Origin of the sequence: Enterobacter sp. GER_MD16_1505_Eko_090, assembly GCF_003331015.1 — a bacterium.
Classification (GTDB): domain Bacteria; phylum Pseudomonadota; class Gammaproteobacteria; order Enterobacterales; family Enterobacteriaceae; genus Enterobacter; species Enterobacter roggenkampii.
In genome coordinates this window covers 113264-139414 of sequence record NZ_PUQF01000008.1, presented here as the reverse complement: position 1 = coordinate 139414, position 26151 = coordinate 113264, and the positions used below count along the sequence as shown (strand labels likewise).

At 56.3% G+C, this 26151-nt stretch carries 22 protein-coding genes; 12 read left to right on the top strand and 10 right to left on the bottom strand.

The window, feature by feature from the left end:
- The first annotated feature begins 151 nt into the window (after window positions 1–151).
- The 9 genes from rodZ (at window position 152) to C6A40_RS11265 (ending at window position 10288) form a co-directional block, all read left to right on the top strand.
- Window positions 152–1168 (top strand): cytoskeleton protein RodZ, encoded by a 1017-nt coding sequence (gene rodZ / locus C6A40_RS11305; RefSeq protein ID WP_045335330.1) that lies wholly within the window; start codon window positions 152–154, stop codon window positions 1166–1168.
- A gap of 26 nt (window positions 1169–1194) precedes the next feature.
- Window positions 1195–2313, top strand: a complete 1119-nt coding sequence (gene ispG, locus C6A40_RS11300) for a flavodoxin-dependent (E)-4-hydroxy-3-methylbut-2-enyl-diphosphate synthase (RefSeq protein ID WP_008502138.1) — start codon at window positions 1195–1197, stop codon at window positions 2311–2313.
- Between the two features lie 80 nt (window positions 2314–2393).
- A complete protein-coding gene (gene hisS / locus C6A40_RS11295; RefSeq protein ID WP_045335329.1) occupies window positions 2394–3668 on the top strand; it encodes a histidine--tRNA ligase in 1275 nt (424 codons plus the stop codon).
- A 13-nt stretch (window positions 3669–3681) separates the two neighbouring features.
- Window positions 3682–4302, top strand: coding sequence for a YfgM family protein (locus C6A40_RS11290; protein WP_008502136.1), 621 nt, complete (start codon window positions 3682–3684; stop codon window positions 4300–4302).
- Between the two features lie 10 nt (window positions 4303–4312).
- Window positions 4313–5491 (top strand): outer membrane protein assembly factor BamB, encoded by a 1179-nt coding sequence (bamB, locus tag C6A40_RS11285; RefSeq protein WP_114191284.1) that lies wholly within the window; start codon window positions 4313–4315, stop codon window positions 5489–5491.
- 112 nt (window positions 5492–5603) lie between these two features.
- Window positions 5604–7079, top strand: coding sequence for a ribosome biogenesis GTPase Der (gene der, locus C6A40_RS11280; protein WP_008502134.1), 1476 nt, complete (start codon window positions 5604–5606; stop codon window positions 7077–7079).
- 300 nt (window positions 7080–7379) lie between these two features.
- Window positions 7380–8924, top strand: coding sequence for a peptide MFS transporter (locus C6A40_RS11275; protein WP_021241851.1), 1545 nt, complete (start codon window positions 7380–7382; stop codon window positions 8922–8924).
- 57 nt (window positions 8925–8981) lie between these two features.
- Window positions 8982–10016, top strand: a complete 1035-nt coding sequence (locus C6A40_RS11270; RefSeq protein ID WP_114191283.1) for an oxidoreductase — start codon at window positions 8982–8984, stop codon at window positions 10014–10016.
- 50 nt (window positions 10017–10066) lie between these two features.
- Window positions 10067–10288, top strand: a complete 222-nt coding sequence (locus C6A40_RS11265; protein ID WP_045335326.1) for a zinc ribbon domain-containing protein — start codon at window positions 10067–10069, stop codon at window positions 10286–10288.
- Here C6A40_RS11265 and C6A40_RS11260 read toward each other — a convergent pair.
- Genes C6A40_RS11260 through xseA form a run of 3 tightly spaced genes read right to left on the bottom strand, consistent with a single transcriptional unit; the run spans window position 10285 to window position 13087 of the window.
- Window positions 10285–10635, bottom strand: coding sequence for a protealysin inhibitor emfourin (locus C6A40_RS11260; RefSeq protein WP_021241848.1), 351 nt, complete (start codon window positions 10633–10635; stop codon window positions 10285–10287). The genes C6A40_RS11265 and C6A40_RS11260 overlap by 4 nt on opposite strands.
- Window positions 10636–11655 carry a M4 family metallopeptidase gene (locus C6A40_RS11255; RefSeq protein WP_045335324.1) on the bottom strand — a complete coding sequence of 340 codons (1020 nt, stop codon included), beginning with the start codon at window positions 11653–11655 and terminating at the stop codon, window positions 10636–10638. It abuts the gene before it with no gap.
- A gap of 58 nt (window positions 11656–11713) precedes the next feature.
- Entirely contained in the window at window positions 11714–13087 is a 1374-nt protein-coding gene (xseA, locus tag C6A40_RS11250; RefSeq protein WP_058657734.1) for an exodeoxyribonuclease VII large subunit, read from the bottom strand.
- Window positions 13088–13245: 158 nt separating this feature from the next.
- Between xseA and guaB the strand changes: the two genes are divergently transcribed.
- Together guaB and guaA are read left to right on the top strand one after the other, a co-directional pair.
- Complete coding sequence (gene guaB, locus C6A40_RS11245) at window positions 13246–14712, top strand: IMP dehydrogenase (RefSeq protein WP_008502128.1); 1467 nt, start codon at window positions 13246–13248, stop codon at window positions 14710–14712.
- Between the two features lie 67 nt (window positions 14713–14779).
- Window positions 14780–16357: a glutamine-hydrolyzing GMP synthase gene (guaA, locus tag C6A40_RS11240; RefSeq protein WP_008502126.1), complete on the top strand. Its 1578-nt coding sequence runs from the start codon at window positions 14780–14782 to the stop codon at window positions 16355–16357.
- Window positions 16358–16403: 46 nt separating this feature from the next.
- Here guaA and C6A40_RS11235 read toward each other — a convergent pair whose 3' ends face one another.
- From C6A40_RS11235 to C6A40_RS11205, 7 genes are all read right to left on the bottom strand, one after another.
- On the bottom strand, window positions 16404–17459 hold the full coding sequence (locus C6A40_RS11235) for an ABC transporter ATP-binding protein (protein WP_021241834.1): 1056 nt from the start codon (window positions 17457–17459) through the stop codon (window positions 16404–16406).
- A gap of 1 nt (window position 17460) precedes the next feature.
- A complete protein-coding gene (locus tag C6A40_RS11230; protein ID WP_032667598.1) occupies window positions 17461–18660 on the bottom strand; it encodes an ADP-ribosylglycohydrolase family protein in 1200 nt (399 codons plus the stop codon).
- The gene (locus C6A40_RS11225; protein ID WP_045335319.1) at window positions 18657–20069 is read right to left on the bottom strand and encodes an extracellular solute-binding protein; all 1413 of its coding nucleotides are present in this window, start codon (window positions 20067–20069) and stop codon (window positions 18657–18659) included. The genes C6A40_RS11230 and C6A40_RS11225 overlap by 4 nt, the downstream gene beginning before the upstream one ends.
- A 15-nt stretch (window positions 20070–20084) precedes the next feature.
- Window positions 20085–20984: a carbohydrate ABC transporter permease gene (locus tag C6A40_RS11220; RefSeq protein ID WP_021241831.1), complete on the bottom strand. Its 900-nt coding sequence runs from the start codon at window positions 20982–20984 to the stop codon at window positions 20085–20087.
- Entirely contained in the window at window positions 20984–21817 is an 834-nt protein-coding gene (locus tag C6A40_RS11215; protein WP_224162564.1) for an ABC transporter permease, read from the bottom strand. The genes C6A40_RS11220 and C6A40_RS11215 overlap by 1 nt, the downstream gene beginning before the upstream one ends.
- Before the next feature lie 229 nt (window positions 21818–22046).
- Entirely contained in the window at window positions 22047–23285 is a 1239-nt protein-coding gene (locus C6A40_RS11210; RefSeq protein WP_025912804.1) for a PfkB family carbohydrate kinase, read from the bottom strand.
- Window positions 23286–23512: 227 nt separating this feature from the next.
- A complete protein-coding gene (locus C6A40_RS11205) occupies window positions 23513–24346 on the bottom strand; it encodes a MurR/RpiR family transcriptional regulator (RefSeq protein WP_021241828.1) in 834 nt (277 codons plus the stop codon).
- Between the two features lie 291 nt (window positions 24347–24637).
- Here C6A40_RS11205 and C6A40_RS11200 point away from each other — a divergent pair, with 291 nt between their 5' ends.
- A complete protein-coding gene (locus C6A40_RS11200; RefSeq protein ID WP_045335317.1) occupies window positions 24638–26143 on the top strand; it encodes a CoA-acylating methylmalonate-semialdehyde dehydrogenase in 1506 nt (501 codons plus the stop codon).
- Window positions 26144–26151 lie beyond the last annotated feature (8 nt).

Genomic DNA, 26151 nt, shown 5'->3' with positions numbered 1-26151 from the left:
AGCCGTACGGGCAGGGCTGTACTGTCATCTCCGGGCTGACAGTCTTATACTCTGTGTTCAAGGTTAACTGACCAGAAGTTTCGCGGTGCGGGTGGCATTGTGACTCACCGGCGCCTGAACCCTTTTTTTCACGTACCAGTAGTTGTAGCGAATGAATACTGAAGCCACTCACGACCAACATGAAGCACTCTCCACTGGCGTTCGTCTTCGCAACGCCCGTGAACAACTCGGACTCAGCCAGCAAGCCGTCGCAGAACGCTTGTGCCTGAAGGTTTCCACGGTTCGCGATATTGAAGAAGATAAGGCACCCGCCGATCTGGCTTCAACGTTCTTGCGCGGTTATATCCGCTCTTACGCAAAACTGGTGCACATCCCCGAAAACGAATTACTGCCAATGATGGAGAAGCAGGCGCCGGTCCGTGCAGCAAAAGTTGCGCCGATGCAGACCTTCTCCCTGGGGAAACGTCGTAAAAAACGTGATGGCTGGCTGATGAGCTTTACCTGGCTGGTGTTGTTTGTGGTAGTCGGTCTGACCGGTGCGTGGTGGTGGCAAAACCACAAGGCGCAGCAGGAAGAGATCACCACTATGGCCGATCAATCCTCCGCCGAACTCAACCAGGCCGGAACGGATAACGCCCAGAGCGTGCCGCTGAATACCGACGGTGCAGCGACTTCCAGCGAGCCACAGACCGCAGCGCCAGATGCGACAGCGACCAATGCTGCGCAGGCTCCGGCAGCAACGGCTAACACCGCTGCGCCGCAGGCTCAGGATCAAAATGCGGTGGTTGCCCCTTCTCAGGCAAATGTTGATACGGCGGCGAACGCGCCTGCAGCTACTCAGCCTGCAGACAATACCGCAGCGTCTCTGCCAACCAGCCCGGCGGGTACGGCGACCACAGCAGTCGACCCTAATGCGCTGGTAATGAACTTCAGCGCCGACTGCTGGCTGGAAGTCACTGACGCGACAGGTAAAAAACTGTTCAGCGGCCTGCAGCGCAAAGATGGCACGTTAAACCTAACAGGCCAGGCTCCCTATAAACTTAAAATCGGCGCTCCGGCAGCGGTACAGATTCAGTATCAAGGAAAACCTGTCGACCTGAGCCGCTTTATCAGAACTAACCAGGTTGCACGTCTTACCGTTAATGCCGAACAATCAGCAGCACAGTAACAGACGGGCAACGCGGGAGATTTTTCATGCATAACCAGGCTCCGATTCAACGTAGAAAATCGAAACGGATTTACGTTGGGAATGTGCCAATCGGCGATGGGGCACCTATCGCCGTTCAGTCGATGACCAACACGCGCACCACCGATGTGGAAGCGACGGTCAATCAAATCAAAGCATTAGAACGTGTAGGCGCGGACATTGTTCGCGTCTCCGTCCCGACCATGGATGCCGCTGAGGCGTTCAAACTGATCAAACAGCAGGTCAGCGTTCCGCTGGTGGCGGATATTCACTTCGACTACCGCATCGCATTGAAAGTGGCCGAATACGGCGTCGATTGTCTGCGTATTAACCCGGGCAACATCGGTAACGAAGAGCGTATCCGCATGGTTGTGGACTGCGCCCGCGATAAAAATATTCCTATCCGTATCGGCGTTAACGCCGGTTCCCTGGAAAAAGATCTGCAGGAAAAATACGGTGAGCCTACGCCGCAGGCGCTGCTCGAATCCGCGATGCGTCACGTCGATCATCTCGATCGCCTTAACTTCGATCAGTTCAAAGTCAGCGTAAAAGCGTCCGACGTGTTCCTGGCCGTAGAATCTTATCGCCTGCTGGCAAAGCAGATCGATCAGCCTCTGCACCTCGGGATCACCGAAGCGGGCGGCCTGCGTAGCGGCTCGGTAAAATCCGCGATCGGTCTGGGGCTGCTGCTCTCTGAAGGGATCGGTGATACCCTGCGCGTCTCGCTGGCGGCGGATCCTGTCGAAGAGATCAAGGTCGGTTTCGATATCCTGAAATCACTGCGTATTCGCGCGCGTGGGATCAACTTCATTGCCTGCCCAACCTGTTCACGTCAGGAGTTCGATGTGATCGGTACGGTGAATGCCCTGGAGCAACGTCTGGAAGACATTATCACCCCGATGGACGTCTCCATCATCGGCTGCGTGGTGAACGGTCCGGGTGAAGCCCTGGTGTCAACCCTGGGCGTGACCGGCGGTAACAAGAAAAGTGGTCTCTATGAAGATGGCGTTCGAAAAGATCGTCTGGATAATAGCGACATGATCGACCAGCTTGAAGCCCGCATCCGCGCCAAAGCCGCCATGATGGACGAGACACAGCGTATCAACGTTCAGCAGGTTGAAAAATAACGTGATGGGAAGCCGTGAGCTTCCCATGTATGATTGAACCCATTCTTTGGGTTTTTTTTGTATATAGAAAGAGAATAAACGTGGCAAAAAACATTCAAGCCATCCGCGGCATGAACGATTATCTGCCTGGCGAAACCGCCATCTGGCAGCGCATTGAAGGCACGCTGAAGCAGGTGCTCGGCAGCTACGGTTACAGCGAAATTCGTTTGCCGATTGTAGAGCAGACCCCGTTATTCAAACGCGCGATCGGTGAAGTGACCGACGTGGTTGAAAAAGAGATGTACACCTTTGAGGACCGCAACGGCGACAGCCTGACCCTGCGTCCGGAAGGGACGGCGGGCTGCGTACGCGCCGGCATCGAACATGGTCTTCTGTACAATCAGGAGCAGCGTCTGTGGTATATCGGCCCAATGTTCCGCCACGAACGTCCTCAGAAAGGGCGTTATCGCCAGTTTAATCAGCTGGGTGTGGAAGTCTTTGGCCTGCAGGGCCCGGACATCGACGCTGAACTGATTATGCTGACCGCCCGCTGGTGGCGTGCGCTCGGTATCGCCGATCACGTTTCCCTCGAGCTGAACTCTATCGGTTCTCTGGAAGCGCGTGCGAACTACCGCGATGCGCTGGTGGCGTTCCTGGAACAGCATAAAGAGAAACTGGACGAAGACTGCAAACGTCGCATGTACAGCAACCCGCTGCGCGTTCTGGATTCCAAAAACGCCGATGTTCAGGCACTGCTGAACGATGCGCCTGCGCTGGGTGATTACCTGGATGAAGAATCTCGCGAACACTTCGCGGGCCTGTGCACGCTGCTTGAAGCGGCGGGCATCGCCTACACCGTAAACCAGCGTCTGGTGCGCGGTCTGGACTACTACAACCGTACCGTGTTTGAGTGGGTCACCACCAGCCTCGGCTCTCAGGGCACCGTGTGCGCGGGCGGCCGTTATGACGGTCTGGTTGAGCAACTTGGTGGTCGCGCAGCGCCTGCTGTTGGCTTTGCAATGGGCCTTGAGCGACTTGTTTTGCTGGTTCAGGCAGTTAATCCGGAATTTAAAGCAGAATCCGTTGTCGATATATACCTGGTGGCCTCAGGCGCGGAAACGCAGTCTGCGGCGATGCAGCTTGCCGAACGCGTGCGCGATGCGCTGCCGGGCGTTAAGCTGATGACCAACCATGGCGGCGGCAACTTCAAAAAACAGTTTGCTCGTGCCGATAAGTGGGGCGCAAGTATTGCACTGGTGCTGGGCGAGTCCGAAGTGGCTAACGGCGAAGTGGTGGTGAAGGACCTGCGCTCTGGTGAGCAGACAACGGTAACGCAGGACGGCGTTGCGGCGCACTTGCGCACTCTATTGGGCTAAGGAGAAGGACTGCGTGGAAATTTACGAGAACGAACACGATCAGGTCGACGCGATTAAACGCTTCTTTGCTGAAAACGGCAAAGCGCTGGTTGTTGGGGTTATTTTAGGTGTCGGTGCGCTGGTAGGCTGGCGTTACTGGAACAATCATCAGGCGGATTCCGCGCGCGGCGCGTCCCTGTCCTATGAAAATACCGTGAGCGCAATTCGTGCCGATCAGCCGCAAACGCTGACGGCGGCAGAAAAATTTGCGGCTGACAACAAAAACACCTACGGTGCACTGGCTGCGCTGGAAGTGGCTCAGCAGTACGTTGATAAGAACGAACTGGATAAAGCCGTTGCTCAGCTGTCTCAGGGCCTTGCTGCCGCCAGTGATGAAAATCTGAAAGCGGTGATCAATCTGCGCCTGGCACGTATTCAGGTTCAGCAGAAGAAAGCTGACGATGCGCTGAAAACGCTCGATACCATCAAAGGCGAAGGTTTTGCTGCCATCGTTGCCGATCTGCGCGGTGAAGCACTGCTGAGCAAAGGTGACAAAGCGGGCGCGCGTAAAGCGTGGCAAGCTGGCGTAGAGAGCAATGCCTCACCTGCGCTGAGCGAAATGATGCAGATGAAAATAAATAATTTGTCCGTCTGAGAGGGACCCGATGCAATTGCGTAAATTACTTCTGCCAGGACTGCTTTCTGTTACGTTATTGAGTGGTTGTTCACTGTTCAGTGGCGAAGAAGACGTTGTGAAAATGTCCCCACTGCCGACGGTTGAAAACCAGTTTACCCCATCCACCGCGTGGGATGTCTCCGTGGGCAATGGGATTGGTGATTTCTATTCCAACCTTCATCCTGCATATGCAGACAGCGTTGTCTATGCGGCCGATCGCAAAGGTACCGTGAAAGCGGTGAACGCGGATGACGGAAAAGAAGTGTGGTCCGTTAACCTGGCGGAAAAAGACGGCTGGTTCTCCCGTAAGCCAGCACTGCTGTCTGGCGGCCTGACCGTTGCCGGTGGCCACGTCTACGTGGGCAGCGAAAAAGCGCAGGTTTATGCCCTGAACAGCAGCGACGGTTCCATTGCCTGGCAAACGACCGTGGCGGGTGAATCCCTCTCTCGTCCGGTGGTGAGCGATGGCCTGGTGCTGATTCATACCAGCAACGGCCAGCTGCAGGCGCTGAACGAAGCGGACGGCCTGGTGAAATGGACCGTTAACCTTGATATGCCTGCGCTCTCTCTGCGCGGCGAATCTGCCCCGGCTACCGCATTTGGTGCTGCCATTGTCGGCGGCGACAACGGTCGCGTAAGCGCCGTGCTGATGCAGCAGGGCCAGATGATCTGGCAGCAGCGTATCTCTCAGGCCACTGGCTCAACGGAAATTGACCGTCTGAGCGACGTGGACACAACGCCGGTCATCGTTAACGGTGTGGTTTACACGCTGGCCTACAACGGCAACCTGACCGCGCTGGATCTGCGCAGCGGCCAGATCATGTGGAAACGTGAGCTGGGCTCGGTAAATGATTTCATCGTTGAAGGTAACCGTATCTATATGGTTGACCAGAACGACCGTCTGCTGGCCCTGAGCACCGAAGGCGGCGTGACGCTGTGGACGCAAAGCGATCTGCTGCACCGTCTGCTGACTGCGCCAGCGCTGTACAACGGTAGCCTGGTTGTCGGCGACAGCGAAGGGTATATGCACTGGATCGATCCGGATAATGGCCGCTTTGTTGCACAGCAAAAAGTCGACAGCTCTGGTTTCCTGACCGACCCGGTCGTGGCCGACGGCAAACTGCTGATTCAGGCAAAAGACGGCACGCTGTACGCGATCACGCGTTAATTACCCGGCGGTTGTAGTATACTAAACGGCTCCTGTTCACTCAGGAGCCGTTTTGACATTTTTAAAAACGCCGCGAAAGCGACGTTATTTTGAATTTTATGAGGCTTCAAACATGGTACCTGTGGTCGCGCTTGTCGGGCGCCCTAACGTTGGAAAATCCACTCTTTTTAACCGTTTAACACGCACCCGTGATGCGCTGGTTGCGGATTTCCCGGGGCTGACGCGTGACCGTAAGTACGGTCGTGCAGAGGTGGAAGGACGCGAGTTCATCTGTATTGATACCGGCGGTATTGACGGTACGGAAGACGGCGTGGAAACCCGCATGGCGGAACAGTCGCTGCTGGCGATTGAAGAAGCGGACGTCGTGCTGTTCATGGTGGACGCGCGCGCTGGCCTGATGCCGGCGGACTCCGCTATCGCAAAACACCTGCGTTCGCGTGAAAAACCGACCTTCCTGGTGGCGAACAAAACCGACGGCATCGATGCCGATCAGGCCATCGCAGATTTCTGGTCACTGGGTCTGGGTGAGATCTACCCTATCGCGGCATCGCATGGCCGTGGCGTCACCAGCCTGCTGGAAACCGTTCTGCTGCCGTGGGTTGACGAAGTGAACCCGCCGGAAGAGGTGGACGAAGACGCGGAATACTGGGCGCAGTTCGAAGACGGAGAAGCGGGCGAAGAAGAAGAGCCTGAAGACGACTTCAACCCGCAGGATCTGCCGATCAAGCTGGCTATCGTGGGCCGTCCAAACGTAGGTAAGTCTACACTTACTAACCGTATTCTGGGTGAAGAGCGCGTGGTCGTGTACGACATGCCGGGCACCACCCGCGACAGCATCTACATCCCGATGCAGCGCGATGAGCGTGAGTATGTCCTCATCGACACCGCCGGGGTGCGTAAGCGCGGGAAAATCACCGATGTGGTGGAAAAATTCTCCGTTATCAAAACCCTGCAGGCGATCGAAGATGCCAACGTCGTGCTGCTGGTTATCGACGCGCGTGAAGGGATCTCCGATCAGGACCTCTCTCTGCTCGGCTTTATCCTCAATAGTGGGCGCTCACTGGTTATCGTGGTCAACAAATGGGATGGCCTGAGCAATGAAGTGCGTGAGCAGGTGAAAGAGACTCTCGACTTCCGTCTGGGCTTTATCGACTTTGCTCGCGTACACTTCATCTCTGCGCTGCACGGCAGCGGCGTGGGTAACCTGTTCGAATCCGTGCGCGAAGCTTACGACAGCTCCACCCGTCGTCAGAGCACCGCCATGCTGACCCGTATCATGAATATGGCTGCGGAAGACCATCAGCCGCCGCTGGTGCGCGGCCGTCGCGTGAAGCTGAAATACGCCCACGCCGGTGGTTATAACCCACCAATCGTGGTGATTCACGGCAACCAGGTGAAAGACCTGCCGGATTCCTACAAGCGCTACCTGATGAACTACTTCCGTAAATCGCTGGACGTGATGGGCACGCCTATCCGTATCCAGTTCAAGGAAGGGGAAAACCCGTTCGCCAACAAGCGCAACACCCTGACGCCGAACCAGATGCGCAAGCGTAAGCGTCTGATTAAGCACATTAAGAAAAGCAAATAAGCTTTGCTGAACGCACGAAAGCCCGCGACTCTCGCGGGCTTTTTTTTGCCCATTCATACCGCCGGTTTTCTCTGTGTGAAGTCAATCACTATTCACTTTTAACCAAGTTTAAATCTAAGAAAGTAGACAATCGTCGAATTTTCATCTTAAAGTCCAGAGTCCGGTACTAGACAAAACTAGCGCCTGGTTATCAAATGGTTAACCAACTTTTCGCCGCATGTAAAAAATCGGCCAGATACGTAACTGGCCGGCGTACATGCTGGTGTTTACAAGCACGACGACATACCTTTCGGGAGAAATATGCAATCCTCTGTTAATCAAAAAGAAAGCCGAACGTTCTTCGGCCATCCGTATCCGCTCGGTTCGCTGTTCTTCACCGAGATGTGGGAGCGTTTCTCGTTTTACGGCATTCGTCCGTTACTGATCCTGTTTATGGCTGCCACCGTCTATGACGGCGGGATGGGCCTGGCGCGTGAAAACGCCTCGGCGATTGTCGGTATCTTTGCCGGTACCATGTACCTGGCCGCGCTGCCGGGCGGCTGGCTGGCGGATAACTGGCTCGGCCAGCAGAGAGCCGTCTGGTACGGTTCGATCCTGATTGCGCTCGGTCACCTGTCGATTGCGCTCTCGGCCATCATGGGCAATAACCTGTTCTTTATCGGCCTGATGTTCATCGTGCTCGGCTCCGGGCTGTTTAAGACCTGTATCTCGGTAATGGTCGGTACCCTTTATAAAAAAGGCGACGCGCGCCGTGACGGCGGTTTCTCGCTGTTCTATATGGGCATCAACATGGGCTCGTTCATTGCCCCGCTGATTTCCGGCTGGCTGATCAAAACCCACGGCTGGCACTGGGGCTTTGGTATTGGCGGTATCGGGATGCTGGTGGCGCTGATTATCTTCCGCGTGTTTGCCGTTCCGGCAATGAAACGCTATGACGGCGAAGTCGGCCTCGACTCCACCTGGAACAGCCCGGTGGTGAAGCGTAACGGCGTGGGCGCCTGGCTGCTGGCGCTGGCGGCAGGCGTGGCAACGATCGTGACGCTGATTACGCAGGGTGTGATTGTGATTAACCCGGTCGCGGTAGCCAGCGTGCTGGTTTACGTGATTGCGGCATCCGTTGCCCTCTACTTCATTTATCTGTTTGTTTTTGCTGGACTGAACCGTAAAGAGCGCGCCAGACTGCTGGTCTGCTTTATTCTGCTGATCTCCGCGGCGTTCTTCTGGTCCGCGTTCGAGCAGAAGCCAACCTCGTTCAACCTGTTTGCCAACGACTACACTAACCGCATGATCGGCGATTTCGAAATCCCGGCGGTGTGGTTCCAGTCAATCAACGCCCTGTTCATCATCCTGCTGGCACCGGTGTTCAGCTGGGCGTGGCCGAAGCTGGCGAGCATGAACATTCGTCCGAGCAGCATCACCAAGTTTGTTATCGGTATCCTGTGTGCCGCAGCGGGCTTTGGCCTGATGATGCTGGCGGCACAGAACGTGCTGAGCAGCGGTGGGGCGGGCGTATCGCCGTTCTGGCTGGTGGGCAGTATCCTGATGCTGACGCTCGGCGAGCTGTGTCTCAGCCCGATTGGCCTGGCGACCATGACGCTGCTGGCGCCGGAGAGAATGCGCGGCCAGATGATGGGGCTGTGGTTCTGTGCGAGCGCGCTGGGTAACCTGGCGGCGGGTCTGATTGGCGGCCACGTGAAGGCCGACCAGCTGGATATGCTGCCGGATCTCTTTGCGCGCTGCTCCGTCGCGCTGCTGATTTGTGCCGCGGTACTGATCGTCCTCATTGTTCCGGTGCGCCGCATGCTGGAAAATGCGCAGACTAAACCGGCAGCTAACGCCTCTTAAACCTCAGCATGCCGGGGCAGGCGTTATGCCCCGGCATCGATTCCCTGAGGTGAAACTATGCAGTTAGGATTTGTCGGTCTTGGTGCGGTCGTGGAAACCGCGTATCTGCCCGCCTTACGTCGCCTTTATGGTCACGCGGTTCATTGTTTTGGATTTGATGTTCTCCCCACCAGGCAGCCTGAAGGCGTCACGCGCTGCGCTTCGCTTACGGAACTTCTCGCCGTACCGCTTGATACTCTCTTTATTACCACCGCATCGCTGCACCACCTCGAGGTGCTGGAACAGGCCATAGCCTCGGCCGTTCCGCGGATTGTGATTGAAAAACCGATCGTCGCCACGCTTCCCCAAATCGAAAAGCTCAACGCGCTGCTGGCAAACCCCGACGCTGCTTCCCGCGTGCTGGCGCTCGATCACTGGATGGCGCGCATCGAAACGGTAAAGCGGTCGCTGGTTGGCAGCGTCTCTGACATCGTCAAAATCGACGGCTTTTTGCAGGAGCCGAGCGGAGTTAACGCCGCAAGGGAACCCATCGCGCTTAACTTTGCCACCGGCGAGCCGGACGCGCGTACGCTTCGCCACCCGGACGGCGTGATTCTGGATATCGGTACGCACGTGCTGGCGATGCTGCGCGAAACGGTGCGTTATCTGGGCGGAAGTGATGATATGACCCTGCAGGTCGTCACGGCTAAAGACCGCCTGGGCCGCGCTATCGCAAAAGGCGACCTGTCCACGGCGGAGGGCGAGGCGCATCTTCAGGGCCGCATCAGCGGCGTGCCGGTGAATATCTGGCTGAACAAATACGCGGGACCCGCGGGCGGGCAAAAAGGATTACGGCTCTGTTTGCGCGACGGGCGCATCATCAGCCACGACCGGCGCGGCGCGGAGGATGTGCTTGAGCTGATTGAGGGTGAGAACATTCAGCGCTGGCATATTCCCGGGACACTCTACGAGCACTGTCTTGCCGGGCCCATTATGGGCACCAACAGTCTTTTTGAACGGGATCCGCACGAGGTGAGCCGCACGACGCGTCGCCGAATCGAGGAAGTTGAGCTGCTGCTGACCTTGCAGCAACAGCTGCGTGGCCCGCACTGAACGCGACGTGGTAAAATGATCGCAGACCAGAATGCTTTTAAGGAGTCACCATGACGATTACCTGCCCGGATTGCCAGGCACCGCTTGAGCCCCTGAACGGGGTGGCACACTGCGAGAGCTGTAATAAGGATATTGCGCTTGAAGCCCGCTGCCCGGAGTGCCGTCAGCCACTCCAGGTCTTAAAAGCCTGCGGGGCAGTGGATTATTTCTGCCAGAACGGCCACGGTCTTATCTCCAAAAAACGCGTGGAGTTTGTTCGGGCCGAAGGTTAATCACACACGCAGCCTTCGCCTTTCTTCCACAGCTCGACCAGCGACTCGGGCGCCTCCTGCTCGGGAACCAGCACGATGATATCGGCGTAGTGCGCCTGATTTTGGCCGGTCCAGATAATCTGGATGCGGAAATAGCGCTGGTCGCCGCTGCCGGGTGACGAGGCCTGTCCCGGCGGCTGGCCGCGCGGAAAGGCCTGCTCCAGGATGCTGACCAGGCGCTGGCGCTGGGCCTCATTGAGCGAGGAGAGCGCGATGGTGCGCTGGCCGCTCAGCTTGGGAATATAAGCGACGCCGCCTTCCCGGGCCAGCTCAACCACGGCGTCATCCGTCAGTTCCGGAACCTGCATTTACAACACTCCCACCTGTTCCCAGGCTTGTTTTATGGCCGCCCCAACGTCGCCGCCGGAGCGTTTCTCTCCGTGCGCGATCGTCAGTTTTGCGAAGGCCTCAAAATCCGCATCCTGCGCCAGATTGCGATCGCAAACCGTGTCGTACCAGGCATAACCCGCTTTTTCCCAGGCGTAGCCGCCAATCGCCGTCGCGGCCAGATAAAATGCCCGGTTGGGAATACCGGAGTTCAGATGCACGCCGCCGTTATCCTCGCGCGTTTTAATGAAATCCTTCATGTGTGCAGGCTGCGGGTCTTTGCCGAGCAGCGGATCGTTATAGGCGGTGCCCGGTTCAGACATCGAGCGCAGCCCTTTGCCGTTGATGCCTTTTGCCAGCAGCCCTTCACCAATCAGCCAGTCTGCTTTCTCGGCGGTTTGCTTCAGACGGTACTGCTTCACCAGTGAGCCAAACACGTCCGACAGCGACTCGTTCAGCGCGCCGGACTGCTCAAAGTAGATAAGCCCGGCTTCGGTCTCGGTCACGCCGTGGCTCAGCTCATGCGCCACGACGTCTATGGCGATGGTAAAGCGGTTAAATATTTCCCCGTCGCCGTCGCCAAATACCATCTGCTGACCGTTCCAGAAGGCGTTCTGATATTCCCGACCGTAGTGAACGGTGCCGGTTAAAATAAGCCCTTTGTTATCGAGCGAATCGCGCTGATATTCCTTCCAGAAGAAATCATGGGTAATACCCAAATACTCGTACGCTTCGTCCACCGCCACATCGCCGTTCGACGGCTGACCTTCATAACGCACCTGCGTGCCCGGCAGCTTCTGGGTCTGCTTCGCGTCGTAGATATCGCGCTCCAGCTGTCCGGCTTTATTCACGTGCGGCGCGGCGGGTTTGCCCGGCATATGGGCCATCAGCGTCTGGACGTGGGTTAAGGTCTGGCGGGCACAGCGCTGCTGCGGTTCGGAACCGCTTTCGATAATACGGCGAAGAATATACGGGGGAATAACGCTATGAAGATGGGGCATGCTGCTCTCCTTATTAAAAAAGGGAATAGCAGCAGTATAGTAAGTAACCTACGAAGAATTATCCGGTTTTACGCTGACGCGTCTTTTTCACCGGTTTAATTGATTTCACTTCGCTTTCTACCCAGCCGTCCGACAGACGCGTCGTCAGCACATCGCCGGTACTCACCTGTTTGGTTTGCTTGAGCACCTTGCCGTCCGTTGCCGTCGTCACGCTATAGCCGCGCGCCAGCGTGGAGAGAGGGCTGACCGCTTCAAGGTGGGTCACCGCATTGCCAAAGCGTTCCCGGGTGGCGCTCAGTCGCGCACGGAGAGTTTCCGCCAGGCGGTACTCAAGCTGCTGAATCCGCGTTTGCGCACGATAAATTTTCGGCTGCGGGTTCTGCTGGTTCAGACGCTGCGTCACGCGCTGCTGGCGCGACACCGCGCGCTTGATCTGCGTGTCCACCGCCACGTTCATGCGCTGGCGCAGGCGCTCCAGCACGGTCTGCTGACGCGCCAGGCGCAGCTGCGGGTGCTGCTGCTGTAGACGGTGATGAAGCTGGGTAAAGCGCCGGGTCCGGTTGGCGAGGTAGTAGTCCATCGCCATCTCAAGACGCTGCTGGCCGCTCTGGATCTGACGCAGCAGCTCCAGCTGGTTGCGGCTGACCACCTCTGCCGCCGCGGACGGCGTCGGCGCGCGGAGATCCGCGACAAAATCGGCGATCGTCACGTCCGTTTCGTGGCCGACGGCGCTCACCACGGGGATAAGGCTGGCAAAGATTGCCCGCGCCACGCGCTCGTCGTTAAAGCTCCACAAGTCTTCCAGCGAGCCGCCGCCGCGTCCGACGATTAAGACGTCGCACTCCTGACGCGCGTTCGCTAGTTCTATGGCGCGCACAATCTGGCCCGGCGCATCGTCACCCTGCACGGCGGTCGGGTAGATAATGACGGGCAGGGAAGGGTCGCGACGCTTCAGAACGTGCAAAATATCGTGCAGTGCCGCACCGGTTTTCGAGGTGATGACCCCCACGCAGTGGGCAGGGGAGGGCAGCGGCTTTTTGAACTGCTGGTCGAAAAGTCCCTCTTCCGAGAGCTTAGCCTTTAACTGTTCATACTTCTGCTGCAGCAGACCTTCGCCCGCAGGCTGCATGCTCTCGACGATAATCTGATAATCACCGCGCGGCTCATAGAGGGTGATATTGGCGCGCACCAGAACCTGCTGGCCGTGCTGTGGACGGAACGTCACGCGGCGGTTGCTGTTGCGGAACATCGCACAGCGCACCTGGGCGGTATCGTCTTTTAGCGTAAAGTACCAGTGGCCGGAGGAGGGCTGCGTGAAGTTAGAGATCTCACCGCTGATCCAGACCTGCCCCATTTCCTGCTCAAGCAGCAAACGCACCGTCTGATTCAGGCGGCTGACGGTATAAATTGAGGGGGATTGAGAGGATAACATGTGAGCGGGATCAAATTCTAAATCAGCAAGTTATTCAGTCGATAGTAACCTGCTGAGAGGCAATCGCAAGCTTTTTTATAAAAAAGTGTAGATGCAATCGGTTACGCTCTGTATAATGCCACGGCAATATTTAACCACCCAGGTCAGAGATATTGCCCATGCTACGTATCGCTAAAGAAGCACTGACGTTTGACGACGTCCTCCTCGTTCCCGCTCATTCCACCGTTCTGCCGAATACTGCCGATCTCAGCACGCAGTTGACGAAAACCATTCGCCTGAACATTCCTATGCTCTCTGCGGCAATGGACACCGTGACTGAAGCGCGCCTGGCAATTGCCCTGGCACAGGAAGGTGGCATTGGCTTTATTCACAAAAACATGTCTATCGAACGTCAGGCGGAAGAAGTTCGCCGCGTGAAGAAACATGAATCCGGCATCGTGTCCGATCCACAGACCGTTCTGCCAACCACCACCCTGCACGAAGTGAAAGCCCTGACCGAGCGTAACGGCTTCGCCGGTTACCCGGTGGTGACCGAAGAGAACGAACTGGTCGGTATTATTACCGGTCGTGACGTGCGTTTCGTGACTGACCTGAACCAGCCTGTCAGCGTGTACATGACGCCAAAAGAGCGTCTGGTTACCGTTCGCGAAGGTGAAACCCGCGACGTGGTGCTGGCAAAAATGCACGAAAAACGCGTTGAAAAAGCGCTGGTTGTTGACAGCAACTTCCACCTGCGCGGTATGATCACCGTTAAAGATTTCCAGAAAGCAGAACGTAAGCCTAACGCCTGTAAAGACGAGCATGGCCGTCTGCGCGTAGGCGCTGCGGTTGGCGCAGGTGCCGGTAACGAAGAGCGCGTTGACGCGCTGGTTGCCGCGGGCGTTGACGTCCTGCTGATTGACTCCTCTCACGGCCACTCCGAAGGCGTTCTGCAGCGTATCCGTGATACCCGTGCCAAATACCCTGACCTGCAGATCATCGGCGGTAACGTAGCTACTGGCGCAGGCGCTCGTGCGCTGGCTGACGCTGGCTGCAGCGCGGTGAAAGTGGGTATCGGTCCTGGCTCTATCTGTACCACGCGTATCGTGACCGGCGTGGGCGTTCCGCAGATCACCGCCGTGTCTGACGCGGTTGAAGCGCTGGAAGGCACCGGTATTCCGGTTATTGCTGACGGCGGTATCCGCTTCTCTGGCGACATCGCGAAAGCGATCGCTGCGGGCGCAGCGGCGGTGATGGTAGGCTCCATGCTGGCCGGTACCGAAGAATCCCCGGGTGAAATCGAACTCTACCAGGGCCGTTCTTACAAATCTTACCGCGGTATGGGCTCCCTGGGCGCGATGTCCAAAGGTTCCTCTGACCGTTACTTCCAGACCGATAACGCCGCAGACAAACTGGTGCCGGAAGGTATCGAAGGTCGCGTTGCCTATAAAGGCCGTCTGAAAGAGATCATTCACCAGCAGATGGGCGGCCTGCGCTCCTGTATGGGTCTGACCGGCTGTGGTACCATTGACCTGCTGCGTACAAAAGCGGAATTCGTACGCATCAGCGGTGCGGGTATCCAGGAGAGCCACGTTCACGACGTGACGATCACCAAAGAGTCCCCGAACTACCGTCTGGGCTCCTGATTAATTTCCGCGCCCGGCTTCTGCCGGGCGCTCTGTTTTTGTTTCACTTGCCTCGGAATTAGCGTCAATGACGGAAAACATTCATAAACATCGCATTCTCATCCTGGACTTCGGTTCTCAGTACACTCAGCTGGTGGCGCGTCGCGTACGTGAACTGGGCGTTTACTGTGAGCTGTGGGCGTGGGATGTCACGGAAGCACAGATTCGCGAATTCAATCCAAGCGGCATCATCCTGTCCGGCGGCCCGGAAAGCACCACCGAAGAGAACAGCCCGCGCGCGCCGCAGTACGTATTCGAAGCTGGCGTGCCGGTATTCGGCGTTTGCTACGGTATGCAGACCATGGCCATGCAGCTGGGCGGCCACGTAGAAGGCTCCAGCGAGCGCGAGTTCGGCTATGCGCAGGTTGAAGTGGTTAACGACAGCGCGCTGGTGCGCGGTATCGAAGACTCCCTGACCGCAGACGGCAAACCGCTGCTGGACGTGTGGATGAGCCACGGCGACAAAGTCACCGCTATCCCGTCTGACTTCGTGACCGTTGCCAGCACCGAGAGCTGCCCGTTCGCCATCATGGCGAACGAAGAAAAACGCTTCTACGGCGTACAGTTCCACCCGGAAGTGACCCACACCCGTCAGGGTATGCGCATGCTGGAGCGCTTCGTGCGTGATATCTGCCAGTGTGAAGCCCTGTGGACCCCGGCAAAAATCATCGACGACGCCGTTGAGCGTATCCGCCAGCAGGTTGGCGATGACAAAGTGATCCTCGGCCTCTCCGGCGGCGTGGACTCCTCCGTGACCGCGATGCTGCTGCACCGCGCCATCGGTAAAAACCTGACCTGCGTCTTCGTGGACAACGGCCTGCTGCGTCTGAACGAAGCCCAGCAGGTTATGGACATGTTCGGCGACCACTTCGGTCTGAACATCGTTCACGTGGAAGGCGAGCAGCGCTTCCTGGACGCGCTGAAAGGCGAGAACGATCCGGAAGCGAAACGTAAGATCATCGGTCGCGTGTTCGTGGAAGTGTTCGACGAAGAAGCGCTGAAGCTGGACGACGTGAAGTGGCTGGCGCAGGGCACCATCTATCCGGACGTGATCGAGTCTGCGGCTTCCGCCACCGGTAAAGCACACGTCATCAAATCTCACCACAACGTGGGCGGCCTGCCGAAAGAGATGAAGATGGGCCTGGTTGAACCACTGCGCGAGCTGTTCAAAGACGAAGTGCGTAAGATCGGTCTGGAACTGGGTCTGCCGTACGACATGCTCTACCGTCACCCGTTCCCGGGCCCGGGTCTGGGCGTGCGCGTGCTGGGTGAAGTGAAGAAAGAGTACTGCGACCTGCTGCGTCGTGCGGACGCGATCTTCATCGAAGAGCTGCACAAAGCTGACCTGTACAACAAGGTAAGCCAGGCGTTCACCGTGTTCCTGCCGGTTCGCTCCGTCGGCGTAATGGGCGATGGCCGCAAGTACGACTGGGTTGTTTCCCTGCGTGCGGTGGAAACCATCGACTTCATGACCGCGCACTGGGCGCACCTGCCGTATGACTTCCTGGGCCGCGTGTCTAACCGCATTATCAACGAAGTGAACGGCATTTCCCGCGTGGTGTATGACATCAGCGGTAAGCCACCGGCTACGATTGAGTGGGAATAATCCCCCTGCATTAAAAAAAGCCCGCATGATGCGGGCTTTTTGTCATTTACGTACGCAACCTGCGCCCACTTTTCTCCTCAAACAGGAAGACCCTGGAGAGCTCGGCTTCCAGCAATACCGCATCGCCAGGGCTGACATCCAGTTTTTCATGCGACACGACAATCATCTCCTGGTCGCCGACGCGAACCAGAATCTCCTGCCCTTCGCCGGTCATCTCGACCAGTACAATTTCTGCTGCTACCCCGGTATTGCTGATTCGAAGGTGATGTGGACGAATAGCGCAGACGATCTTCATCCCGTCAATATAGGATTTGAGCGGGCAGGGGAAGCGGTAGCCGTTCGCCAGCACCACGCTACCGGCCTGGATTACGCCTTTTAGGGTGTTGATCTCCGGGGTGCCAATAAATCCTGCGACAAAGAGGTTGTCCGGATTATGATAAAGCTCTTCCGGTGTCCCGACCTGTTCAATATTGCCTGCATTCAGCACCACGATGCGATCCGCCATGGTCATTGCTTCGGTTTGATCGTGGGTGACATAGATTGTCGTGCGCCCGATTCGCTGGTGGAGCTTGCGAATTTCGCCGCGCATTTTATGGCGCAGTTTAGCGTCCAGGTTGGACAGCGGTTCATCGAACAAAAAGGCTTTCGGATCGCGGACAATGGCCCGGCCCATTGCGACGCGCTGGCGCTGACCCCCGGAAAGCTCACGCGGCACCCGGTCAAGGAGATGTGTCAGCCCGAGAATTTCAGCCGCTTCTTCAACCCGCGCCATGCGCTCTGCTTTGGGCACGTTGGCGAGTTTTAAGGCAAAGCTCATGTTGTCCCGCACTTTCATGTGCGGGTAGAGCGCGTAGCTCTGGAATACCATCGCAATATCGCGTTTTTTTGCGGGCAGGGTGGTCACCACTTCGCCCTGCATGAGCAGCTCGCCAGAGGTGATATCCTCAAGTCCGGCTATCATCCGCAAAAGCGTGGATTTACCGCACCCGGAAGGGCCGACCAGCACAATAAATTCACCTTCATGAATATTCAACGAGATGTCTTTGATGATGCTGACGTTGCCGTAGGATTTACCCAGGTGGTTCAATACGATTTGGCTCATGTTACTCTCCTCGACCGGCGCGATGCTCCGGTTGCAAAAACGGGGTGACGTGCTGGCGGTATTCCTCTGCGGCACAGAGATCCTGCTGAATAATGCGCTGCGCTGTTTCAGTAAAGCGTCGCGCGGCGTCGCGAAGATCGAGGCGGTTGGCGTGTTCAATCCCGGCAAGCACGTCCGGCTCGATAATGGTGTTACCGTGGAGGGCACCGAGAATGGCTCCGCTCATGACCCCGATAGAATCTGTGTCGCGCCCCGAGTTGATGGAATCTTCTACCGCGCCACGGAAGTCACCTTCCCGAAGCAGGCAGAACGCCAGCGCCATGGGGAGTTCTTCGATCGACATCAGACGTGAAGGCTGGTACGCCATGGTTGGCACCCCGGCTTTTTCCGGTCCGTGCATCAGGTCATCACCCATTGGAGACCAGGGCAGAAGCGCCTCGTGGAGCGCATCGACAACCTGCAGGTAATCCCAGGGTTGCCCGCGGTAGCAGCAGGCGACATCCAGCGTGGCGTTGATAGCCTTACGCGTGCCGTCTTTTGCCAGCTGCAGGGCAATATCAATGATGGCATCCAGGGTGATCCCCGGGATGAACGCCGCCGAGACGCAGGCGGCGAACACGCCGGCTGCTTCCAGCCCATAGCTCTGCTGGTGCCCCAGCGTAAAGTTGATAGCCTCCTGATAGGCGGCGGTGGGGTTACAGGCGTTAATTACGCCGATGGGCGCGGCGTACATGGCGGCACCGCAGTTGACCATATTACCAACCCCGCCCTGACGAGGATCGCAGGCCGCAAGTTGCAGACGATGAAATATCCATTTTTCTGGGTAAAACAGGCGCTCAATGACCAGCGCTTCTCTGTCCAGCTCCGGCACCCAGCGGGGTTCCCAGGCGATTTTCCGGACAAACGGTCCCGCCATGTCCCAGGCATCAATATGGCGGCCCAGCTCGTCGTACACTTCCATCAGACACAGCGTCATTAACGTGTCATCGGTAATGATCCCATTACCGCGAATGCGGTTATTGCGACGTGAGGACGGCTCGTCCATCCGGTGCCAGCGCTGGTTGATGGAGGTGACTTTGCCATATTTTTCCTGAATCTGACGGGCGGACAGTTTCTCGACCGGGCCACCCAGCGCATCACCAAATGCAACGCCGTAGAGCATGCCAAGAACCCGGGAGCTGAAAGATAAGTTATCTGTCATTTTAATTTTTCCTGTGCGTATTGAGTCATGGCGTTACCCCCGGCAGATTTCCAGGCATTGACGTATTGATCCCACATATCGAACGAGGCCTTGCCTGAGACAAATTTGTAGGCCCATTCGTTATAAATGCTGCTGGTGGAATCGAGCGCGGCCGCAAAGGTTGACGGGAAAATAAACGCGTTGTCTGCCGCAAAATAGCGTTGTGAATTGTCGATGTAGCGCAGCATGGCGGGCGAGCGCCACTCCACTGGCGGTTTCCAGTTTGCGGCATAGATAAATCGCGGATACCAGGCATTAATCTTTGGCGTGACGGTAACCGCATCGCCTTTACGAACGTAGTGAGTGCCTTCAAACCCCATCTGCTCCATCATTTGCCCTTCCGGACTTGCCAGGAAATCAAGCAAAATCATGACCTCTTTCTTATGCTTCGACAGCGTCGACATTGCGAAACCGCGGGTCTCCATCGACACATCCACCGCTGCGAGACCTTGCCCTCCCGGACCTTTGGGGGGATCGAGCAGCATCAGCGTGGCATCCGGGTGGACCTGGCGCATTTTCTCCTGATAGACCCCCACGTTCCCCGGTGATGAGACGGAAACGACGCCCACTTTACCGGTGTAAAACTGATCTTCTTTCAGCTCCCAGTTGGTGGTGATGTACTGCGAAGAGAGCAGTCCTTTCTCATACAGTGAGTGGTAATACTGCAGCTTGTCGCGCTCCTGCGGACTAATCTGCGCGTGTGTCCACTGACCCTGCGCGTCCTTAAGCCACGTAGCGCGGAGCCCAAAGGCCGGATTTAAAAAACCATCCAGATCGCGGAGATCTTTTTCAGAGGTGATCCCGGCCGTATCCGCTTTGCCATCGCCGTTGAAATCACCGCTGTGAATGGCGCTAAACAGCGTAACGTACTCCTCCAGCGTTTTGGGGGACGCGCCGAAGCCACTTTTTTGCAGCCAGTCTTCGCGGATCACCGGTTGGCGCGCCCGCAGCGGATAGACATAAAGCAGCGTCGGATGGTTTTGCAGCCGCAGCTTGTTGTGCGGCCACAGCGCCTCTTTCAGATAATGGGTCTTTGCGATCCACGGACGCCAGTCCTCAAGAATGCCTTGCTCAACCATTTTCTGATCGCTGCCGTTGAAGTAGATCAGATCCGGGATGGTGCCGGAAAGCAGCATCACGTTCAGCACGTCGGAATAGCCGGAGGAGGAGAGATTCACGATCTCAATTTTGATATCGTGACCCTGCCGCGCCAGCGCCTGTTCTATGCGGTGGATATGCTCCACGTCTTCCCGGTTGGTGGTGAGCAGATCTTTCTCCACCACCCTGATCGTCACCGGCTCTGCCTGTGCAACCTGACACAGTAGCAGACTGCCCAGCAGGACACGGGTAAGGATATTGAATACGTTCATCGTCATCGCTCCTTGTTAACCCTTCACCGCACCGGACATGGTGCCTTTGGTGAAGAAGCGCAAAATAATGGGGTAGATGGCGATAAGAGGGGCTATCGTCAGCGTAATCATGCCGGCTTTGAGCGCCTTGATACTGATCTGGCTGGCATCAGTGTAGTTAGACATACTTTCCACACCGACCATGGATAACTTATCTCCCTCAACGACAAACTGACGCAGCACAACCTGCAGCGGCCACTTGTCCGGATCGTTGAGATACACCATGGCGCGGAAAAATTCGTTCCAGTGCAGCACCATATAAAACAGCGTGATCATGGCAATAGAGGATTTGGCAACCGGCAGAATGACGTGCCATAGCGTCTGGAAAGGATTCGCGCCATCCAGCTCGGCGGCTTCCAGCAGCTCTTCCGGGATCTCTTCGAACAGACGCACCAGAATGATCAGGTACCATGCGAAAACAGCGCGATAGAGAATGACCGACCAATAGCTGTTCAGCAGGCCCAGTTTCTTCATCACCAAAAAATCGGGAATGATGCCCGGCTCAAAAACAATCGTGAAGAGCACGAACATAAACAGCAGGCGGCGCCCCGGCAGGCGTTTTTGCGCCAGCGCCCAGGCCAGCAGCACGGTGAAAATCACGTTGACGATCGTGCCCACCACGGTGATGAGCATCGCGTTTCCAAACCCGCGAAGAACGGCCTTATTGCTCAGCAGCAGCTTCCAGACATCGAGTGAGAAACCCTCCGGGATAATGGCAAGGCCACTCATGCCTGCGACCTTCGCCGGGCTTGAGAAGGAGACGGCTACCAGATTCAGAATAGGCTGAAGCGTAACGATGACCAGCAACAGCAGAACGGAGAGAATAAGAACATATTCAATGCGTTCAAATGGGGTGCTTCGAGATGACCAACGCATTACCAGACTCCTTTACCCGTCAGGCGTTTAGAGACGTTGTGAGCCAGCACGATAAGGACCATGCCAATCACGCCTTTGAATAACCCTGCCGCCGTTGCTAGTGAGAATTCGCCGGTGCGCAGGCCCATGCGGTATACATAGGTGTCGATGATATCTATCTGCCCGTTCACCACGTCGTTGCTCATGTTGAACACCTGATCAAAGCCCTGGCTCAGGAACAGCCCGACGTTGAGGATGAACAGCGTTGCGATAGTGGGCGTAATGGCTGGCAGAGTGATATGCCAGATTTTTCGCCAGCGGCCTGCGCCGTCCATCTCCGCCGCTTCGTACAGCTGCGGGTCAATGGCCAGAATTGCCGCGATATAGAGCAGAGAATCCCATCCGGCGCTGCGCCACATTTCAGTGAAAACCAGCACCCAGCGAATCGTGCCAGTATCCGTCATAAACGGAATCGGGTCGTATCCCATAGATTTAATGACGTCGTTAATCGCGCCGTCGACGGGCGACAGCGTGGCGATAGCAATACTGGCAATAACAACCCATGATAAATAGTGCGGTAAATAAATGACCGACTGGACGAATTTACGATAACCGGATGAACGCACCTCATTGAGCAGCAGGGCGAGAATAATGGGTACCGGGAAAATAAAGACCAGTTTCATCGCGCCAATGATGACCGTATTCTGTATTACCTGCCAGAAAACGGGAGAAGACATCAGCGTGGTGAAATATTGCATGCCTACCCAAATATTGGGAGGAATGATCCGGTATTGCTCAAAAGCGATTTTCGTTTCCCAGATGGGTAAATAGTGCCAGATAAAAAAGTAAATCACTCCCGGCAGCGCCATCACATAAAATGGCCACCACCTGCGCATCTTTTGACGAAAGCGTGCGGCGCGAGTAACGGTTCGTTGCTGTGATATGTGGCTTGCAAGGGATATCCGCTCGCTGGGTTTTGTTTCAGTTAAAGCCTTCATCGAACTTACTCCCATTACTTTAATGGTTGCAGCGAATGCAATGTATAACCTGCATCGGACGTAAAAAAGCGAAAAAAACGTGGTGTTAATTTTTCTCAATGTGAATGGCGATGTTTTCATATTGCGTCAGACGAGTGAGCACATCTTTGTACTCTGGCATATTTGACGCTCCTTCTTTTTCGACGGCCAGGGAGGCAAAGGCGCAGGCAAATTTTGCGGCCTGAACGAGAGACTCTCCTTTGGCCATACTGGCCGTAAATGCACCGTTAAAGGCATCTCCCGCCCCTGTTGTATCCACGCATAACGCTTTTAGCGCAGGAATATGAATAAACTGCTCGCCGTCATAAATAAGCGCGCCTTTGGCTCCCATCGTGATAATGACGCAGCCCACGCCTTTGGCTTTTATCGCTTTTGCTGCCGCTTTCGCGCTGGCCATATCAGTAACGGCAATACCCGATAGCAAAGATGCTTCTGTTTCATTAGGCGTAAGAAAATCAACGTTTTTCAGACAGCTTGCCACCTCAGAAGAGAAGGGGGCCGGGTTTAAAACCACCTTAATATCGCAGAAACGAGCAAGTTCAATGGCCCGGAACGTGGCGGGTAAATTATTTTCCAGTTGGGTTAAAAAGATATCCGAGTTTTTTAACTCTGGAATAATGGCTTCAACCTCATCTGCGGTAATCGATTGATTAGCTCCTGGGCTAATGGCAATCATATTTTCACCATCGCCCTGACAAACATAAATAAGCGCCGTACCGGTTTTCTTGTCTTTGTCCTGATAAAGCATAAAGCTGTTAATTGCCGACGAGGTAAGATGCTCATAGGCCATCTGGCTAAACTGGTCGTTTCCTACTTTCCCGACAAAGTGCGTTTTCACATTACATTTACTCACTGCCAGCGCCTGGTTCGCGCCTTTTCCCCCCGGCCCGATAATGGTATTTTCTGAAAATATCGATTCACCGCTTTGTGGAAAACGATCCACATTCGCAATAATATCGACGTTGAACGACCCTAAAATACAGACTTTGCCTTTCATCTTTCGCCCTTTATGTCGAGATTTGGCTGTTTTTTTTGACTGAGCAGATTCAAAAAAATGAATGATATTGCTATCAAGGTTATTGACGGACTGGGTGTGAAAAATACGGCGCTTAATAAGGGCGCCACCATGGCAACGCTCAACGCTCCCTTCTTTCGATAATATATTCAGGTCACTGCGAATAGTTTCGCGGGTGACGCCAAAAATTTTAGCGAGATGGCTTACCGTCGCGCGCTCATATCGGTTGAGGTAGGTCAGTATTGCGTAATGACGTTCTTTATTGAGCATGATGTCACCTCTGAAAGTTATATTATTGTTTCAGTGGTGTTAATTCCTTGAGGGTATTCACAGATTGATTGGCAAAGCAAAAGGAATCGGAAATGAAATGGCAATTAGATTATGAAAATCAATTGATTAAATGTTGTTACGGAGGGGAATTATTTTATTGTTTTTCGTGATGGAGGAGAGCATTCACTGATTAAATCCGCGGCCCGGGGGACCGGGCCGGAAGTGAGCTATTTTTCGCTGTTATCCCGGCGATACGCCAGCGCCACCACCAGCGACTGCACCAGGCACAGCGTCGCCGACTGAGAGCGAAACGCGTCCACCTGCGCCTCTTTCACCACAAAGCAGAGATCGCTGAACGTCGCCAGCGGGCTGATCTGGCTGTCCGTAATCACAATCTGCCGCGCGCCAACGCTGGCGGCGGTTTCGCTGACCATCACCGTCTCTTCCGCGTACGGCGAGAAGCTGATCGACACCACAATGTCGCGCGCCTTAATGCGGCTGATCTGCTCGCGCAGCATCCCGCCCATGCCGTCAAGCAGGATAGGGCGGCACTCCAGATGGCTCAGGGCATAGGTAAGGTATGCGGCGACGCTAAAGGATCGACGCAGTCCGGCGATGTAGATGGTGTCGGCGTCGGCCAGCAGCTGTACCGCGCGCTCCAGCATCTCCGGCTCGGCGCGGGCGGCCAGCTGCTGCAGCGCCTGCGCGTTTGAACGGGCAAACTCCTGCAGGATATCGAGCGGCGTTTCCGGCACGGCCTCGCTCTCCATCTCGCGGAACAGTCGGGCGCGGTCGCTGTAGCTGGCGGTCTCCTCCACCAGGTTCATGCGAAACAGCTGTTTCATTTCGTTGAAGCCGGTGAAGTCAAAGGCGTTGGCAAAGCGGATCAGCGTCGAGGGCGGCACGTCGGCGCGCTCGGCAATAACGGCAACCGTATCAAACGCCACGCTGTTGGTATTGTCCAGCACGTAGCGGGAGACCTGCTGCAGCCTCTTGCTCAGGCTATCGTAGCGATCGCGGATTTGCTGCTGCAGTTCGTTCAGGCTGGTTGCTGTCGTCATGTTATCCCCCAAATACAGTCATATGATTCTAAACGCAAAACCGCGTCTTTTAAATGTCGGCCATCCATCTGGCAGCAAAAATGAAACAGAAGATTCAGTCATTTCCTCGCCCGAGAACCCTTAATAGCGCACGCGGCGTCAGTGGTGCTGGCTGTTAACATAAAAATCCATCCTTGATCACAATAATCATCATTTATTTTATTTCAACTTAAAATGGAATATTTGTTTCATATATAGTGTTCAGTACACAGTGTTCAGGTCAAGTCACGTATCAACAGCGAGAGGTTAAGGATGGAGACGGTAGCGAATTTTATTCACGGCGAATGTGTCACCGGTTCAGGCCAGCGCGTTCAGGCGATCTTCAACCCGGCCAGCGGCGAGCAGATCCGCCAGGTGGTGATGAGTACGGCACAGGAAACGGAGCAGGCGATTGCCGCCGCGCAGCAGGCGTTTCCGGCGTGGGCGCGTCATGCTCCGCTTAAGCGCGCGCGCGTCATGTTCCGCTTCAAGGCGCTGCTGGAAGAGAATATGGAACGTCTGGCCCGTCTTATCAGCGAAGAGCACGGCAAGGTCTTCTCCGACGCGGTGGGTGAACTGACCCGCGGCCTGGAAGTGGTGGAGTTTGCCTGCGGCATCCCGCATCTGCAAAAGGGCGAACACTCGGCGAACGTCGGGACCGGCGTTGACAGCCACTCGCTGATGCAGCCGCTCGGCGTCTGCGCCGGGATCACGCCGTTTAACTTCCCGGCGATGGTGCCGATGTGGATGTTCCCGATTGCGCTGGCGACCGGGAATACCTTCGTGCTGAAACCGTCGGAAAAAGACCCTTCGCTGGCGCTCGCGCTGGCGCAGCTGCTGAAAGAGGCCGGCCTGCCGGACGGCGTCTTCAACGTGGTGCAGGGCGATAAAGAGTCCGTTGACGTGCTCCTGACCGACCCGCGCGTGCAGGCGGTGAGCTTTGTCGGCTCCACGCCGATTGCCGAATACATTTACCAGACCGCGTCCGCCCACGGTAAGCGCTGCCAGGCGCTGGGCGGTGCGAAAAACCACTGCATTTTAATGCCGGATGCCGACATGGAGATGGCGACCAACGCCATCATGGGCGCGGCCTACGGCGCGGCGGGGGAACGCTGCATGGCGCTCTCGGTGGTACTGGCGGTGGGCGATAACACCGCCGATGACCTCTGCGCCCGGCTGGAAAAACAGATTGCCGCGCTGCGCGTCGGGCCGGGGCTGGACCAGACGCCGGAAAACGAAATGGGGCCGCTCATCTCCTCCGCGCACCGCAGCAAGGTGCTGGGCTACATCGACAGCGGAGAAGCACAGGGGGCGACGCTTCGCGTGGACGGTCGCGGCTTCAGCGTGAAGGGCCACGAGCAGGGCTACTTCGTCGGGCCGACGCTGTTCGATAACGTCACCCCGGAGATGACCATCTATAAAGAAGAGATTTTTGGTCCGGTGCTTTCTGTGGTGCGCGTAGCAGATTACGCCAGCGCGGTGGACCTGATTAACCGCCATGAATATGGTAATGGCTCGGCGATCTTCACCCGCGACGGCGGCTGCGCGCGTCGCTTCTGCGAAGAGGTGCAGGCGGGCATGGTGGGGGTCAACGTGCCGATCCCGGTGCCGATGGCGTTCCACAGCTTCGGCGGCTGGAAGCGTTCCATCTTCGGCGCGCTCAACGTCCACGGCAACGACGGCGTGCGCTTCTACACCCGAATGAAAACCATCACCGCGCGCTGGCCGGAAATGCAGCAGGAGACAGGCGCTGCGTTCTCCATGCCGACGCTGGGCTGACAGGAGGC